We start from the raw sequence: 16134 nt of genomic DNA, 5'->3' as shown, positions 1-16134 counted from the left end.
CCGGTGCTATTCTCGAAACGCGCGGTAGAAGTAATCTGCCAATGGTTTGACCAGGTAAGAAAGCGGAGTGCGTTCATCAGTTTTGATCATGGCTTCGACAGGCATACCCGGCAACAGTTCCTGGCCATTCAAACGGTCCAGTTGTCCTTCGTCAGGCACAACTTCAGCACGGTAGAAGGTAAAGCCGCTTGTCTCATCTGTGAATGAATCTGCTGAGACATTGATCACACGGCCATTCAGCTCGGGCGTGTCGCGTTGATTGAATGCGGGAAAGCGCAGGGCGACTTCCTGTCCGCGATGTAACTGATCCACATGCAACGCATCCACCCGTGCTGCGACCAACAAGGGCGTATCCTGCGGCACTACATACATCATCGGCTCACCCGGCTGGATCACAGACTGGATGGCAAAAACCTGACTGTCGTAAACTGTGCCAGCGACGGGTGCACGGATGTCTAGACGCGACAAACGCTCGGAAAGGGAAAGACGACGTTCTGCCAGTTCTACAACGCGAGACTGCACATCCCGAAGCTCGGTGATGGCTTCTTCGCGCCGCGTGGCCTGCAATTCAACAATTTGAATTTCGGTCGTAGCGATCTGGCCTGTCAGTCGCGCAACTGTGGATTCGAGGCTGCCAATTTGCCCTGTTAGATTTGCCTCTTCCCGCTGCAATGCAGAAACGCGGCTGGCCTGCGTCAGGCCGCGATCAAGCAAACCTTGCTGATCTTCGAGCTCCGTTCTGATCAATTCAACCTGAGTATTCAGTGACGCCAATTGCGCCTGCGTCCCCTCAATCTCGTTCTGGATCTGTATCTTCTGTTTCCCAAGCTGGTCGATCTGCTGGGTCAGCGTTTCCAACCTGGCGTTGAACAGACGTTGTTGGCCTTCCAACAGATCGTCGTCGATCGATTCGCGGGTTTTGAGCTCTTGCAGATTTTTCTTCAACGTATCTGCGTTCGCACCATCCCGTTCAGCCTCTAGCCGGGTCTTTCGGGCAAGTAACTCAAATAGCTGAGATTCCACGATCGTTTGTTCCGAGGCCAAAAACGTATCGTCAAGCCGCAGCATCATGTCCCCACGCGCCACTGCGTCACCGTCACGAACGAATATCTCGCCTACAACGCCACCATCGGGGTGTTCGATGACCTGACGATTGCTCTGAACTTCGATCACACCTTGCGAGATAATAGCACCGGCCAGCTCAGTGCGGACGCTCCATAATCCCAGTCCCAGGATCAAAACTGCCAGAGCCAAAAGGCCGACAAAAGCGGGCGCTTTAATACTCCAAACGGGACGTGAACTCTTGTCTGCCATTATTCACCCACCTTGTTCAGGTGCCTTTTGATAACGTTGGCGTTTTGGACCATCGTGTTCAAAACTTCATCGCGCCCACCGGATTTGACGATCTGGCCTTTCTCGACAACGACAAGATCGTCGCATTCCGAGATCGCTTGAGGCCGGTGCGTCATGATAATCGTGGATTTGCCCGCGCTCTTGAGCTCGCGGACCGCGTTGTTCAGGGCGAGGGTTCCGTCTGCATCCAGGGCCGAGTTTGGCTCATCCAGAATCAACAATACCGGATTACCATAGAGAGCGCGCGCCAATGCAATCCGCTGTTTCTGCCCACCGGAAAGCTGGCTGTCATTGCCCTCAAGGAAGGTATCGTATCCTTTCTCAAGCCCCAGAATCAGCTCATGCGCATTGGCTGTTTTCGCTGCGGCAACTACAGCTTCGGGATCAGGGGTTTGTGACATCCGGGCGATATTTTCAGCAACCGTTCCGTTAAAGAGGGTCACTTGCTGTGGCAAATAGCCAATATGTTGCCCAAGATCATCAGGGTCGTATTGATCAAGTGTAGCGCCGGCCAAACGGATTTCCCCTGCCGCCGGTTGCCAAAGGCCCAACAACGCTTTGGCTAGGGTTGTTTTGCCAGACCCACTTTTACCAATCACACCCAGAGCTGTGCCGGGGCGCAACTCAAGTGCCGCATTCCGTAGTGTCGGTGTCTTCGCGCCCGGAGGGATCACCGTCAGGCCCTTTGCGACAAGATGTGCTTTGGGAACGGGCAGTTTGGTGCGCGACGCCTCGGGGGGCGTTGAATCAAGAAATGTGTTCAGGTTAATCCATGCCGTGCGCGCGCGTTCGATCATCGACCATTGACCCACCGCCATTTCGACCGGAGCCAAAGCGCGACCTAGAAGGATCGTGCCAGCAATCATAGCACCGGGCGTCATTTCGTTGCGCAGAACCAGCAACGCGCCAAGCGCCAGCATGGCGGATTGCAAAAACAGCCGCAGAGACTTGGTCAACGAAGTAAAGCTGCCGGTCCAGTCGCTTGCGGATATGGATTGAGAAAGCGCCTCGGTGCGTTGGTTCAACCAGCGTTTTGAGACATCTTCCTGCATGCCCTGAGATCTGACGACCTCGGCAGCTTGTCTGGCGTGTTCAGAAAATGCATTTGCTTTGGCAGAGGCGATTTGAGCATCTGCCACTTTGCGATGGGTCAACGCTTGGTTTAGTAGGGCGATAACAACCAGAAGCGTTCCGCCTGCGACGGCCAACCAGCCTAGCAACGGGTGGAACAGGAAAATTGCAGCCACAAAGATTGGAGTCCAAGGGATGTCCATCACCGCCAACAAAACGGGCGAGGCACATAGTGCACGGATCGATTCTAGATCTCGCAATGCAGTCGCAGGTGCTGATCGAACCTGTGGGAACAATGCGCGTCGCATGGTCCCTTCAAACACGCGTTCATCGAGTGCTGATTGAAATCGCGCTCCGAACCGAGCCACAATTCGGCCGCGCGCATAGTCCAACATCGCCATCAGCGCATAAAGCAGCGCGACAAGCAGAAATAGCGCTGATAAAGTCTCGACCGAGCGTGACCCAAGGACCCGATCATACACTTGCAGCATGAACAGCGGTCCGGTCAGCATAAGCAGATTGACAAAAACGCTGAAAATGAAGGCAAGCGCCAGGAAACTGTTCCCCTGATTACGCACCTTTCGCAGCTCATGGCGCTGAGGCGGGGTGTTGCGGTTTTTCAAGCTCACGCGTTTTGGCCCTTGATTGCTCACAATTGGAACTCGTCAACAGCCAATCTTCCTGTACCCGAAGGCGGCCTGACATTTCCCGCAACTATATCTGCCTACCTGCACCGGAACAACGCGCGTTTCATGCGCCGCCAGTTGTTTAGGCGGTGTTCGTACCTATGAATTGATTGGAATGGCAGGAAAGTGCCGACATTTTTTCCTTGCGGGTCCAATTCTCAGCGCATTCATCCAGCGCTTAGGACACCGTCAAACCATTCAGAGTTTTGGTCCCGCGTAAGCGGTCATACGAGCGACAGCCGTTCCTAAGTACCATCCGCCAGATGTTCCGGCCCAGCTACGCAGAGCCGGTCGCAGTTTCATTTAAGCACGAACAATATTTTGCTCAGAGGTACGGTATTTACCGCGGGTGTCGATGAGGAGCTTCGCGTGTTTTTTGATCAACTCATAATCAAAGGCATCGTGATTAGTCGCCAGAATAACTGCATCCTGCTCCGACAGAACCTCAGGGGTAAGGGTCTCAGATGACAATTCGAAGAAGTGTTCCCGCATCGTGGGAAACTCGGGCACATGGGGGTCCGAGTAGCTGAGGTCTCCGCCATTGTCTCGGATCAGCTCCATCAAGCTGACAGAAGGGCTCTCACGCATGTCGTCGACATTTTTTTTGTACGCGATGCCCAAAACCATAATTTTACTGCCACGAATCGCTTTGCTGCGATCATTCAGCGCATTGGCGAGTTTGCCAAACACATATTCCGGCATCGCCGTGTTCACTTCACCGGCCAATTCGATGAAGCGTGTGTTGATGCCGTATTCACGTGCTTTCCAGGTCAGGTAAAATGGATCGATAGGGATGCAGTGCCCTCCTAAGCCGGGGCCCGGATAGTAGGGGGTGAAGCCAAAAGGCTTGGTCGCAGCCGCGTCGATAACTTCGAATATATCGATCCCCATCCGGTCGGCAACAATCTTCATCTCGTTCACAAGGCCGATATTCACTGCCCGGTGGATGTTTTCCAAGAGTTTCGTCATCTCGGCAGTCTCGGTCGAGCTTACCGGTACGAGCTTATCAATCGCGTGCTCATAAAGCGCGATGCCCGCCCTCAGGCAAGCCTCTGTATGTCCGCCGACCACTTTTGGGATTGTATTAGTCGTAAAATCAGGGTTGGCGGGGTCTTCGCGTTCGGGTGAGTAGACAGCAAAAAGATCCTCACCAACCTCAAGTCCATTTTTCTCAAGCCGAGGCAAAACTTCTTCTTTGGTTGTGCCTGGATAAGTCGTGCTTTCCAGCGCAATAACCTGACCCGGACGCAAATGATCTGATATTTGGTCACACGTATCGGTGACAAAGCTCAGATCTGGCTCGCGATATTTGTTGAGTGGCGTTGGCACGCAAAGCATAATGCCATCCGCCTCAGCTATACGCGAAAAATCCGTGGTAGCCTCGAACCCATTTTCCCGTGCCGCTGTGATGCGGGCATCGTCGATATGCTCAATCGAACTGTGACCGGAGTTTAAGTCCTGCACCTTTGTGGCATCCAGATCGAAGCCAATGACCCGGTATCCAATTTCGGTATATCTGAGGGCCAGGGGCTGTCCGACATATCCCAGTCCAACAATCCCGATCACAGCCTGCTTCGCATTAAGTTTGTGTAGCAGGTTGTCCAGTGATGTCTGTGTCATGACAAAATCGCTCATTATCTAAGTCTGCGCAGGAAAGTCAGAGGGGGCCCGAATACGAAGTCGCGTCTCTACTAGTTGCTTTGGTGGAAAAGGCAATGGGTATTTGCTTTGCAAACAGTTTTGGCCATTGTAACTTCGTCAAGTTCGGAAGCCATTGACTTGCAGCTTTCACTTTTTTCCCGATTGGAAAATTGAACTGAAATCATGATTGAGTTCATCGGCTGGCTGACGCGCAGATAGCACGCCTAGACCCTTCATCCCGAAGTCGCCTAGAAAGCCCCGGTTCGACGATAGGTGTGTATTGAGAGAAATAGTCTTTTTCATTCACAATGATATGCGCTGACGTGCCGCTCATGCCGATTATGGTCCGCGCAAGACCCCGGTCAAATATGACAAGCGCCGGTATAAACGGCAAAACCGCATCAAGATCATATCCGATAGGCTCAAGGGTCTAATGCGCGTTGCGACGCGCTTTGACCGCTGTTCGGGGGTCTGACTCTCAGCTAGCGCTCTCGCGGAAACCGCCATCCATCGGTTGGAAGGCCTGACGATGGGGGCAGTTCGCTGCAATCGCCTTTGGTGCGTAAAGTGGCTTGGACTGTGCAATTCAATACAATAGGCTTTTAGGATCCTACCCCCAAGTTCGACATGTTTGTTGCAAAGATCTTCACTGTCATACCCTTGTTGTGAAAAGCATCCAGAACACGCGTCGATCCACAAACCTGAGAGGTGCCTTATGTCCTATTCCAATCGTAGTTTGATTTCGCGCCGTCAGTTTCTTGCCACTACGACCGCCAGCGCTGCTGCCATCACCTTGCATCCCTTTTCGGCGGCGGCGGCCAACAATCAGGCGCATCTGAGGATCATGGAAACCACTGACATCCATGTTCACGTGTTCCCATACGATTACTATGCGGACAAACCGCGCGATACAGTTGGCTTGTCGCGAACCGCTTCGATCATCAATGAGATTCGTTCCGAGGCGACAAATTCGCTGCTCGTCGATAATGGAGATTTTCTGCAAGGCAATCCGATGGGCGATTACATCGCCTATGAGCGGGGCATGAAAGAAGGCGACAGCCATCCGATCATCACTGCCTTCAATACTGTTGGTTATGACGCTGCCACTTTGGGCAATCACGAGTTCAACTATGGCCTAGATTTTCTTGAAAAAGCGCTTGCTGGTGCAGAATTCCCCGTGGTTCTGGCCAATGTTGCAAAAGAGACTGGGGCGTCCCCCCGCGATGATACGACTCTGGTGAAGCCCTATGCCATCCTTGAGCGTGAGATTGAAATGGGGGATGGCAGCAAGCATCCGATCAAGGTTGGTGTCATCGGATTTACTCCGCCTCAGATCATGAACTGGGATCGCAAGCATCTGGAAGGCAACGTGCAGGCGCGTGACATAGTCGAAACGGCGCAGGCTTATGTCCCCGAGATGCAAGAGCAGGGTTGCGACCTGATCATCGCCTTGTCGCATTCCGGCATTGGGGATGCGGATCACGCTGATGGAATGGAAAATGCTTCAGTCGTTTTGGCAGGGGTCGATGGCATCGACGCGCTGGTGACCGGGCACAATCACCTCGTATTCCCGTCCGCTACCTTTGCTGATCGTCCCGGCATTGATGTCGACAAGGGGACCTTGATGGGCAAACCGGCGGTGATGGGCGGATTTTGGGGGTCACATCTTGGCCTGCTGGATCTGCTGCTTGAGCGCGACGGAAACGAATGGCGGGTTGTGACGACAACGTCTGAGGCGCGCCCGATTTCAAAGCGCAACGAAGATCGTTCGATCGCGGCACTTGTTGGCGACGATCAGAAGGTGCTGGACTCGGTGGCGAAAGATCATGACGAAACACTGGCCTATGTACGCCGCGCGGTCGGCAAGACTTCGGCCCCGCTGCACAGCTACTTCGCGTTGGTTGCGGATGATCCATCGGTGCAAATCGTCTCGATTGCGCAGAAATGGTACGTCGAAGAGATGATGAAGGGCACCGAACATGAAGGTCTGCCCATTCTATCGGCTGCAGCGCCGTTCAAGGCAGGGGGTCGCGGCGGCCCGGACTATTACACAGATGTTCCGGTGGGCGATGTTGCGATCAAAAACGTGGCTGATCTTTACCTGTATCCCAATACCGTGCGCGCGGTGCGGGTGAACGGTGCACAGGTTCGGGGTTGGTTGGAACGCTCGGCGGGTATGTTCAACCAGATCGAGGCGGGATCCGAGGATGCGATTTTGCTAAACCCGGACTTCCCGTCTTACAATTTCGACGTGATGGACGGTGTGACCTACCAGATCGACTTATCGCAACCGTCGCGCTTTGGACCCAAGGGGGAAGAGATCAACCCGGATGCAGCCCGTATCGTAGATTTGGCCTTCAACGGTGAGGCGGTCACGGATGACATGGAGTTCATCATTGCCACCAACAACTATCGTGCTTCGGGCGGCGGCTCTTTCCCGGGCGCAATGGGTGATACCGTCGTGTTCGAAGCCCCTGACACCAACCGCGACGTGATCGTGCGGTATATCGTCGAGCAAGGAACAATCGATCCCAAGGCCGATGCAAACTGGTCGTTTGCGCCGCTTTCTGACACCACCGTGTTGTTTGAAACTGGTCCAAAGGCGCGCGACTACATGGGCGAAGTCAAAGGCGTCACCATCGAGGATGCCGGTGAAGGCGCTGATGGGTTTGCGGCATTCCGCATCAGGCTCTAGCAAGGGTAAGGTCCAAATTACAGTGTGAGCGGCCGTCTTAGATCATTCATCTGACGGCCGTTCGAAGGTGCTATGTTGCTGGGCCCCGTTCAGTCTTCGTCTTGAAGCGGAAGCCTATCGCGCACGAGATTTGCCCAGAATTCCGCGCCGATCGGCAGTAACGCATCGTTGAAGTCGTAGTCATTCGAATGCAGCGGTTGCCCATTCGGGCCAGTTTCACCGTTGCCCAGTAGAATAAAGCAGCCGGGTACGGCTTCGCAGAAATGCGCGAAATCCTCTGAAAAGCTCATCGGTTGACGATTGGGAAGTGTGTCCAGCCCGGATTGCTGCGCGACGCGGATGGCAGCTTCGGTCGGGATCGGTGCGTTGATCGTTTCGATGAACTCAGTTTTGAAATCCACTTGGACTTCGACGCCATGCGCGGATGCGATGCCATGCGCAATCTTGCGCATGTGTTCTTCAATCATATTTCGATCTTCAGGGCTGCGAGCCCGCGCATCACCCTTTAGCGTTGCAGTTCCAGGTAGAACGTTGCGCTGCCCGTCGGTCAGAAACTCGGTCACTGACACAACCGCCCCGGCGCCCGGGGCCAGCTTGCGCGCGACAATTGTCTGAAGCGCCAGAACGATTTCTGACCCAACGGTTAGCGCATCACGTCCAGACTGCGGCATGGACGCATGGCCGCCTTGCCCATTGATCGTAATTTCGAAAAGGCTTTCCGATGTGCATATTAAACCGGTTCGGGTCGACATCTGCCCGACGGGTGCCCCAGGCAGGTTATGTATGGCGTAGACTTCTTCGATTGGAAATCGCGTCAAGACATTCTCGTCCAGCATTGCTTTAGCCCCAAGGCCAAGCTCTTCATTCGGTTGAAACAGGAACACCACCGTGCCGCTGAAACCGGGATCCGAGGACAAAGTCTTTGCTGCGCCCAACAGCATCGTCATGTGACCATCATGGCCACAGGCGTGCATAATGCCGGGATTTTGTGACACGTAATCATGATCGCTGGCTTCCTGAATGGGCAGTGCGTCCATATCTGCGCGTAATCCGATCGCGCGGTTGCCTTGACCGGCCCTGAGGATACCCACCACGCCCACGCCTTCATGAACTTCAAGCCCGTATTGACGCAGCAGCGCCGCAACTTTGGCTTTGGTTTTCGTTTCATTGAAGCCCAATTCGGGGTGTCTGTGGAATGACCGCCTAAGTTGGCGCAGTTCGGGTTGGTTCAATTCCATGGCGGTTAATGTTCCCAGATTACAGGTGCTATCCGAGCGGGGCGAACTCGGACTCTAGCCCTGATTGGTAGAGTACGATCGCAGCCGGGTCCACCGGCACGGCATCTCTCAATCGTTCTGTCCCGACCAGCCTCGCCTGAATGAGGTCGGCGCTGCGCCGTATCGTTTCTTGAACCGAACTGTCAGTTGGGTCGCGCTGCCAAAACCCGTGGCGGCCGCAATTTCAGCAACGGTCATTTCTGTTTCGCTTAGCAACGCGTAGGCGCGCGCCACACGCAACTCGATGTAGAATTGTACCGGGGAAACCTCGACATACTTTTGAAACAGCCGCTCCAACTGTCGGCGAGAAATCTGAACGATCTTGGCAATCTCAGAGATATCCAGAGGCTCTTCCAGATTCTCATGCATGATCTGGATGGCGTTGATCAGGTATTGGTTCCGACTGCCCAACGCGACAGAAAACGCGGATTTCTGGAGCGTTTTTTGATTGTTGGATCGTGAGTGGATGCACATGTCCGAGACGATGATGGCCAGATCCTTTCCGAAGTCGGTTTCAATCATGTCCAGTACCATATCGGTTGCCGCGTTACCTCCACCGCAGGTCATCAGATCATTGTCAATCTCATACAGGTTCGCCGATGGTGTCAGGTGTTCGAAGTGTTCAACAAAGGCGGGTTGGTTTTCCCAATGCAGTGTGAACCTCTTGCCGGTCAGCATACCTGCCTTGGCCAGCGTAAATGCGCCGGTACAAATTCCACCAAGCTTGCAGCCAAACGCTTTCTGACGGCTGATCCACGAAAGGATCGTTGAATTAATGCTTTCCGATGGTTCGATCCCTGAACACACAAACAATCTGGATGATCGCGGTAAATTATGCAGAGCCAAGTCAGCTGCTATTTCGACTCCGTTGGAGCATCGAACAGGGTTCCCATCCTCGGAGATCAGAAACCACTTGTAGAGCTCTTTGTTGGTGACCTGATTGGCGATCCTCAGCGGTTCAACCGCTGCGCTAAAGGCAAGCATGGTGAGTTTCGGCAGTAACAGAAAATAGATCTCGTTGGATGGTCCGTCATAATCGATGTCGAACGTCGCGGCCCCTTTCGGAACGAAATTCCTAGGTTTCATGCTCTCTTTTCCTAGTGCGGACCTGGATGGTAAACCGACCCGTACAAAATCGCATCGATCGAAACACTAGCGTATCAACTTCGCAGATCACAAGCGAGAGGTCCCACGACAACAATTAGCCAGCGCGTAGCTGCGAACTTGTCTGAAAGACGGCAACTGAGGATTTAGCCGGGCCAATATTTGGGCCGGTGGCAAAGCATTGTTAACTGGACTAACAATCGTATCTGTCGTCAACCTCATGAATGGTGAATGCCAAAAGGTCAGGCCCAGTGTGGTATCAACCGCATTCGACTGCGCTGTCGATTCACACGATCAAGCTAAACAGCCTGAGTTTTGCCTGCAAATCGCCGATTTCGTACACTTTCGGGCGATGCATCATAGTGATCCCGGAACGCACGCACCAATGCACTTGTGGAAGAAAAGCCCGTAGCAGTCGCCACTTCAAGATAGGTCATCTCGGTAAATTGAAGCAGGCCATAGGCCCGTTCTAGGCGAAGTTCCCGATACGTTGTCAGCAGTTTTACACCCGTTCTGTCCAGAAACCGCCGCTGTAACTGGCGCGTTGATGTACCAAGCGCCATCGCAAGTTCCGGTATCCTAACCGGATCCTCCAGATTGTTCTGCATCTTTTCAACAACCTGTCGCACCATTGGGTCGGCTTTTGAACGTCTGATCAATCGAGCTGCCAGTTGGCTTGCGCATGTAGTTTGCCTGTCGGCCAACCCGATATAGCTGCGTACTGACTCGGCAAGATGCTCGCCGTGATCAAAGGCAACAAAATCGGACAACAAACGCAACGTGCCCAATCTGGTTGATGCGCTATGGGTGCGGCTATCTGAGGACCAGTATGTACCCGAACCGACGTCGATCAGTCCAACCTCTTGCGCTGCGGCAGAAAAGTTGGGGTGAACCGATGCAATCCGCTTGGTTGCGCGACTAGTCTGGGCGAGAAGAAACACTGCACCGCCAACGAGAATTGATCGGTAGGACAGGTTCAATACTTGGGCGATCCAGGTTTTGTCCGACGGTGTCAGAGGCCAGCTTTTGTAGATATCCCCCCAGAAAATCGCGGTTCGCCCGGCCCAGTGCAAGGGTCCGCCCGCAGCACCGTCGGCAATGGTGCGGATATTTGTAATGTATGTATGGCCTTCGTTCAGTTCATTCAGGGCACGATAGAAATCAACCAGCATATCTGCCGATGCTTCCGCTCCGCCCTCGCAAAGAATGATCTCGATCTGATGGTCTCGTTTGGGTCGTGCCAACGTGGTTTCGGTCAAATGCGCATGGTCATTTGCAGGGACATAATGCTTCATTTCTCCTCCACCTTCTTTAGCGCTTCGGCCGCGAGCAATCGTTCCCGAATTCGGATTGAAACCCCCGCCAGTTGGCGAGGGTTTATTGATTGAGGTTTATTCAGCTGCGTCCATGTATTCGGTCATTGGCGGGCATGTGCAGATTAGGTTTCGGTCTCCGTATGCGTTGTCGACGCGGTTGACGGGGGACCAGTATTTGTCGACGCCCATGGAGCCTGGGGGGAAGCAGGCCTGTTCACGGGTGTAGGGACGGTCCCAGTCGCCGACCAGATCGCGCACCGTGTGGGGAGCGTTTTTCAGCGGGTTGTTTTCCGCGTCGATCTTGCCGTCGATGATGTCCTGTGCCTCGGAGCGGATGGACAGCATGGCGTCGCAGAAGCGGTCCAGCTCGTCCATGGGTTCCGATTCCGTAGGCTCGACCATCAGGGTGCCGGCCACCGGCCAGGACATGGTGGGCGCGTGGAAGCCGCTGTCCACCAGACGCTTAGCGATGTCATCGACGCTGACATGGGCCGCTTCGTCCAGCGGGCGGGTGTCGAGGATGCATTCATGCGCCACGCGACCCGTTTCCGAGGTGTAGAGGATCGGGTAGGCATCCTTGAGCCGCGCCGCGATGTAGTTGGCGTTCAGGATCGCCACTTTCGTGGCCTGCGTCAGACCCGCGCCGCCCATCAGCAGCACATAGGCCCAGCTAACCGGCAAGATCGAGGGCGACCCAAAGGGCGCCGCCGAGACCGGACCCACGGCAGTGCCGTATTCCGGGTGGCCGGGCAGATGCTCGGTCAGATGCGCTTTGACGCCGATCGGACCCATGCCGGGGCCGCCGCCGCCATGGGGGATGCAGAAGGTCTTGTGCAGGTTCAGGTGGCTGACGTCACCGCCGATGTCTCCGGGACGCGACAGACCCACCATGGCGTTCATGTTGGCGCCGTCGATATAAACCTGACCGCCATGATCATGGGTGATCTGGCAGACCTCCTGCACGGTGGTCTCGAACACGCCATGGGTCGAGGGGTAGGTGATCATGCAGGCGGCCAGATGATCGGAGTGCTTTTCAGCCTTGGCGCGGAAGTCGGCCAGATCAATGTTGCCCTTGTCATCCGCCTGCACCGGTACAACCTGCCAGCCCACCATCTGGGCCGAGGCCGGGTTGGTGCCATGCGCCGAGGTTGGGATCAGGCAGACATTGCGCTGACCCTGCCCGCGGGCAAAGTGATAGTTGCGGATGGTCAAAAGGCCCGCATATTCGCCCTGCGCGCCCGAGTTGGGCTGCTGGGAGATCGCGTCATAGCCGGTGATCTGGCACAACTTGTCGTTCAGATCATCGATCATCTCGTGATAGCCCTGCGCCTGATCTTCGGGGCAGAACGGGTGCAGGTTGCCGAACTCGGGCCAGGTGACCGGGATCATCTCGATCGTGGCGTTCAGCTTCATGGTGCAGGAGCCCAGCGGGATCATCGCCCGGTCCAGCGCCAGGTCGCGGTCGGCCAGACGGCGCATATAGCGCGTGATCTCGGCCTCGGCCCGGTTCTTGTGGAAGATCGGGTGGGTCAGGTACTCGCTTTCGCGCAGCGCGTAATCCGGCAGGCGATAGGCCACGTTCGAGCTGTCATCCTTGCGGTCGATGCCGAAGGCCCCCCAGACCGCCTCGATGGTCTCGGGCCGGGTCTGTTCGTCCAGGCTGATGCCCACTTTCGTGTCGCCGACCTTACGCAGGTTGACGCCCCGGGCCACAGCGGCCTCCATGACCGTTTTCTGCAGATGGCCAACCTCAACCGTGATCGTGTCGAAGAACACTTCCGGCTCCACAGCAAAGCCTGCCTCTTCCAGACCGGCGGCCAAACGCGAGGTCTTGCGGTGCACCGATTGCGCGATGGCCTTGATGCCGTCGGGGCCGTGATACACGGCATACATCGAGGCAATCACCGCCAGCAGCGCCTGCGCAGTACAAACGTTCGAGTTGGCTTTCTCTCGCCGGATGTGCTGTTCGCGGGTCTGCAGCGCCAGGCGGTAAGCCTTGTTGCCCCGGCTGTCGATGCTGACACCGATGATCCGGCCCGGCATCGAGCGCTTCAGCTTGTCGGTGGTCGCCATATACGCGGCGTGCGGGCCACCATAGCCCATCGGCACACCAAAGCGCTGGGTCGAGCCGATGGCGATATCCGCGCCCATCTCACCGGGCGACTTCAGCAGCGCCAGCGACAGGATATCGGCGGCGACGATGGCAATCGCCTTGTGTTCATGCAGGGCCGCAATCTCGGCGGTGAAGTCGCGCACATGGCCATGGGTGCCGGGGTACTGGAAGATGGCACCAAAGACCGCGCCCGCATCCAGCGTGTCCGGATCAGCCACCTGCACCTCGATGCCCAGAGGCTCGGCGCGCGTTTTAATCACCGCGATGGTGCGGGTGGCAGTTCTTGTCGACAAAGAAGGCCGCGTTGTTGGCCTTGGACCGACCGCCGCGCTTGGCCATGGCCATCGCTTCGGCGGCAGCTGTGGCTTCGTCCAGCAAGGACGCGTTGGCCACGTCCAGCCCGGTCAGGTCGCTGACCATGGTCTGGAAGTTCAGGAGCGCCTCAAGTCGGCCCTGGCTGATCTCGGGCTGGTAGGGCGTGTAAGCCGTGTACCAGGCCGGGTTTTCCAGAATGTTGCGCAGGATCGGCGCCGGCGTGGTGGTGCCATAATAGCCCTGACCGATCAGCGAAGTCAGAACCTTGTTCTTGCTCGCCACTTCTTTCATGTGAAAGAGCGCATCGCGCTCAGTCATCGCCGGACCCCAGTCCAGCGGCTCTTTCTGCCGGATCGCCGGCGGGACGGTGGCGTCGATCAGCTCGTCCAGCGTCTTGAAGCCGATCACCTTGAGCATGTCGCGCATCTCGGTCGGGCTGGGCCCGATATGGCGGCGGTTGGCGAAGTCATAGGCTTCGTAATCGGTCAGTTTGAAGGCCATGTGTGCGCTCCTCAAGGATAGGTCAGGCCCGGCGGAGACGGCAGGAGCCTCCGGCGGAAGTATTTGGAAACAGATGAAGGGGCGGGGCCGCGCACGGACCCGCCGCCTGAGTTAACCGATGAAGGCCTTGTAGCCGGCCTCGTCCATCAGGTCTTCGAGCTGCGAGGCGTCCGCGATCTTGATCTTGTAGATCCAGGCCTCGCCTTCGGGGTCTTCGTTCAGCGCGCCGGGATTGTCGGCCAGTGCCTCGTTCACCTCGGTGATCTCGCCGTCGACCGGTGCGTAAAGCTCGGACGCCGCCTTGACGGATTCAATCACGCCGATCTCGCCGCCTTTTTCGAACTCGTCGCCTGCTTCCTGCTGTTCCACGAACACCACGTCACCCAATTGCTCGGCGGCGTGTTTGGTGATGCCCAGCGTGGCGGTGTCGCCGTCAACGCTCAGCCATTCATGCTCTTCGGAATAATAGGTTGCCATGTCTCTCTCTCCTGACTTCAACGCTTGTAATTCTGTTTGACGAAGGGCAGCGCCACGATCTCAGCCGGTTGCGGCTTGCCCCGGATGATCAGGTTCACCTTCTCGCCCGGCTCGCCATGGCCTTTGCTCACATAGCCCATCGCCACCGGTCCACCCACCGTGGGGCCAAACACGCCCGAGGTGATCTGGCCGATGCTGTTGCCCTCAAGGCACTGCACTTCCACACCCTGACGCGCAGGCGCACGGCCTTCGGGCTTGATGCCCACCAGCTTTTTGGCGGGACCTTCGGCCAGTTCCTTCTGCACGCGGTCCGCGCCCGGGAAACCGCCCTCTTCCTTGCGGCGCTTTTGCATCGCCCAGCCCAGCGAGGCCTCGACCGGCGAGGTGCTCTGGTCGATGTCATTGCCATAAAGGCACAGACCTGCCTCAAGCCGCAGGCTGTCGCGCGCGCCCAGACCGGCCGCTTCGCAATCCTCATGCGCCAGGAAGGCTTTGGTGATCTCGATCGCCTTGTCCTCGGGGATCGAGATCTCGTAGCCATCCTCGCCGGTATAGCCCAGCCGCGAGATACGGCACTCAACACCGTTGATATCGGCAACCGTGGTTTCCATGAACTTTAGATCACGCGCGGCGGGGCACAGTTCGCCCACAACGTTTTCCGCCGCAGGGCCCTGAACCGCCACCAGCGCGCGGTCGAAAATCTCGATCACTTCGACGCCTTCAAGGTGCTCACGCATATGCGGAATGTCCTGATGCCGCAGCGCCGCGTTCACCACCACAAAGTAATGATCGCCCGCATTCGACACGATCAGGTCATCCATGATCCCGCCTTCTGCGTTCGTAAAGAACCCGTACCGCGCCTTGCCTTCCTTCAGCGTCGCATAGGCCTGCGGGCAAAGCGCTTCCAGCTTCTCACCCACATTCTCGCCCCGCAAAATCACCTGACCCATATGAGACACATCAAACACCGCCGCCTTCTCACGACACTGCTTATGCTCCCCCATAATCCCCAAAGGATACTGAACAGGCATCTCCCATCCCGCAAAATCAACCAACTTACCCCCCAACTCAACATGCAAAGCGTGAAGAGGCGTGCGTTTTAATTCGGTCATCAGACTAACCTTTCAATCAGCGGGACTGGTCGCGAACAACCGTGACGGTGCAATGCGCGTTGCGCACGACACGGGCCAGGTTCGGGCCAATCTCGTAGTTCGGAAAATCGCCTTTGGTCGAAGCCATGACGATCAGATCAAAGCCCTCTTTGTAGGCGAGCTTCAGTATCTCACGATAGACGCTGCCTTCTTCGATATGGATCGCCACATCAGATGCACCGTTGTGATCCAGTATGGCCTGCACCGCATTGCGCACGTGGTCTTTTGCGCCTGCGCCATAGTTGGCGGGCAGGTTCGGCAACTGGATGATCTCAGGAATGACGGCAATCGCGTGCAATTCGGCACCGTAGAACTTTGCTTGTTCTTGTGCGAGCGGCAGGGCGTTCTTCCACGAACGGTCGTCGGTGTGATCAATCGGCAGCAGGATTTTCGTGGCCATCACGTCTCTCCTCGAGAAATGGAATTCTGTTTGA

At 56.2% G+C, this 16134-nt stretch carries 10 protein-coding genes and 2 pseudogenes; 2 read left to right on the top strand and 10 right to left on the bottom strand.

Annotation, left to right across the window (positions count from 1 at the left end; translation table 11 throughout):
• Positions 1-6 precede the first annotated feature (6 nt).
• The 3 genes from I5192_RS20890 to I5192_RS20880 form a co-directional block, all read right to left on the bottom strand.
• A complete protein-coding gene (locus tag I5192_RS20890; RefSeq protein WP_170561493.1) occupies positions 7-1314 on the bottom strand; it encodes an HlyD family type I secretion periplasmic adaptor subunit in 1308 nt (435 codons plus the stop codon).
• Positions 1314-3053 (bottom strand): type I secretion system permease/ATPase, encoded by a 1740-nt coding sequence (locus I5192_RS20885; protein WP_170394562.1) that lies wholly within the window; start codon positions 3051-3053, stop codon positions 1314-1316. Before I5192_RS20885 ends, I5192_RS20890 begins: the two co-directional genes overlap by 1 nt.
• A 360-nt stretch (positions 3054-3413) precedes the next feature.
• Entirely contained in the window at positions 3414-4745 is a 1332-nt protein-coding gene (locus I5192_RS20880; protein WP_255612215.1) for a nucleotide sugar dehydrogenase, read from the bottom strand.
• Between the two features lie 355 nt (positions 4746-5100).
• On the opposite strand from I5192_RS20880, the pseudogene I5192_RS20875 reads away from it, so the two are divergent.
• Together I5192_RS20875 and I5192_RS20870 are read left to right on the top strand one after the other, a co-directional pair.
• Positions 5101-5226, top strand: a pseudogene (locus I5192_RS20875) (IS5/IS1182 family transposase); the annotation flags it as partial.
• 240 nt (positions 5227-5466) lie between these two features.
• Positions 5467-7446, top strand: a complete 1980-nt coding sequence (locus I5192_RS20870; RefSeq protein ID WP_223118463.1) for a bifunctional 2',3'-cyclic-nucleotide 2'-phosphodiesterase/3'-nucleotidase — start codon at positions 5467-5469, stop codon at positions 7444-7446.
• Positions 7447-7535: 89 nt separating this feature from the next.
• On the opposite strand, the gene I5192_RS20865 is transcribed toward I5192_RS20870, so the two are convergent.
• From I5192_RS20865 to I5192_RS20835, 7 genes and pseudogenes are all read right to left on the bottom strand, one after another.
• The gene (locus I5192_RS20865; protein ID WP_223118462.1) at positions 7536-8684 is read right to left on the bottom strand and encodes an amidohydrolase; all 1149 of its coding nucleotides are present in this window, start codon (positions 8682-8684) and stop codon (positions 7536-7538) included.
• Positions 8685-8792: 108 nt separating this feature from the next.
• On the bottom strand, positions 8793-9809 hold the full coding sequence (locus I5192_RS20860) for a GlxA family transcriptional regulator (RefSeq protein ID WP_170663629.1): 1017 nt from the start codon (positions 9807-9809) through the stop codon (positions 8793-8795).
• A gap of 317 nt (positions 9810-10126) precedes the next feature.
• On the bottom strand, positions 10127-11122 hold the full coding sequence (locus I5192_RS20855; RefSeq protein WP_170637185.1) for a helix-turn-helix domain-containing protein: 996 nt from the start codon (positions 11120-11122) through the stop codon (positions 10127-10129).
• A gap of 96 nt (positions 11123-11218) precedes the next feature.
• Positions 11219-13988 (bottom strand): annotated as a pseudogene (gene gcvP, locus I5192_RS20850) (aminomethyl-transferring glycine dehydrogenase).
• A gap of 195 nt (positions 13989-14183) precedes the next feature.
• Positions 14184-14549: a glycine cleavage system protein GcvH gene (gene gcvH / locus I5192_RS20845; RefSeq protein ID WP_170393732.1), complete on the bottom strand. Its 366-nt coding sequence runs from the start codon at positions 14547-14549 to the stop codon at positions 14184-14186.
• 17 nt (positions 14550-14566) lie between these two features.
• Positions 14567-15661, bottom strand: coding sequence for a glycine cleavage system aminomethyltransferase GcvT (gene gcvT, locus I5192_RS20840; protein WP_223118461.1), 1095 nt, complete (start codon positions 15659-15661; stop codon positions 14567-14569).
• Positions 15662-15677: 16 nt separating this feature from the next.
• Complete coding sequence (locus I5192_RS20835; protein WP_170393736.1) at positions 15678-16100, bottom strand: universal stress protein; 423 nt, start codon at positions 16098-16100, stop codon at positions 15678-15680.
• Positions 16101-16134: the final 34 nt, after the last annotated feature.

This window comes from Ruegeria sp. SCSIO 43209 (genome assembly GCF_019904295.1).
Taxonomy (GTDB): Bacteria; Pseudomonadota; Alphaproteobacteria; order Rhodobacterales; family Rhodobacteraceae; genus Ruegeria.
This window is presented reverse-complemented; position numbering and strand designations above follow the sequence as displayed.

What these genes read in the sequence shown, in the direction of transcription:
- I5192_RS20890 (WP_170561493.1), bottom strand. Translation starts at nt 1,314, where the DNA reads ATGGCAGACAAGAGTTCACGTCCCGTTTGGAGTATTAAAGCGCCCGCT.
- I5192_RS20880 (WP_255612215.1), bottom strand. Translation starts at nt 4,745, where the DNA reads ATGAGCGATTTTGTCATGACACAGACATCACTGGACAACCTGCTACAC.
- I5192_RS20870 (WP_223118463.1), top strand. Translation starts at nt 5,467, where the DNA reads ATGTCCTATTCCAATCGTAGTTTGATTTCGCGCCGTCAGTTTCTTGCC.
- I5192_RS20865 (WP_223118462.1), bottom strand. Translation starts at nt 8,684, where the DNA reads ATGGAATTGAACCAACCCGAACTGCGCCAACTTAGGCGGTCATTCCAC.
- I5192_RS20860 (WP_170663629.1), bottom strand. Translation starts at nt 9,809, where the DNA reads ATGAAACCTAGGAATTTCGTTCCGAAAGGGGCCGCGACGTTCGACATC.
- I5192_RS20855 (WP_170637185.1), bottom strand. Translation starts at nt 11,122, where the DNA reads ATGAAGCATTATGTCCCTGCAAATGACCATGCGCATTTGACCGAAACC.
- gcvH (WP_170393732.1), bottom strand. Translation starts at nt 14,549, where the DNA reads ATGGCAACCTATTATTCCGAAGAGCATGAATGGCTGAGCGTTGACGGC.
- gcvT (WP_223118461.1), bottom strand. Translation starts at nt 15,661, where the DNA reads ATGACCGAATTAAAACGCACGCCTCTTCACGCTTTGCATGTTGAGTTG.
- I5192_RS20835 (WP_170393736.1), bottom strand. Translation starts at nt 16,100, where the DNA reads ATGGCCACGAAAATCCTGCTGCCGATTGATCACACCGACGACCGTTCG.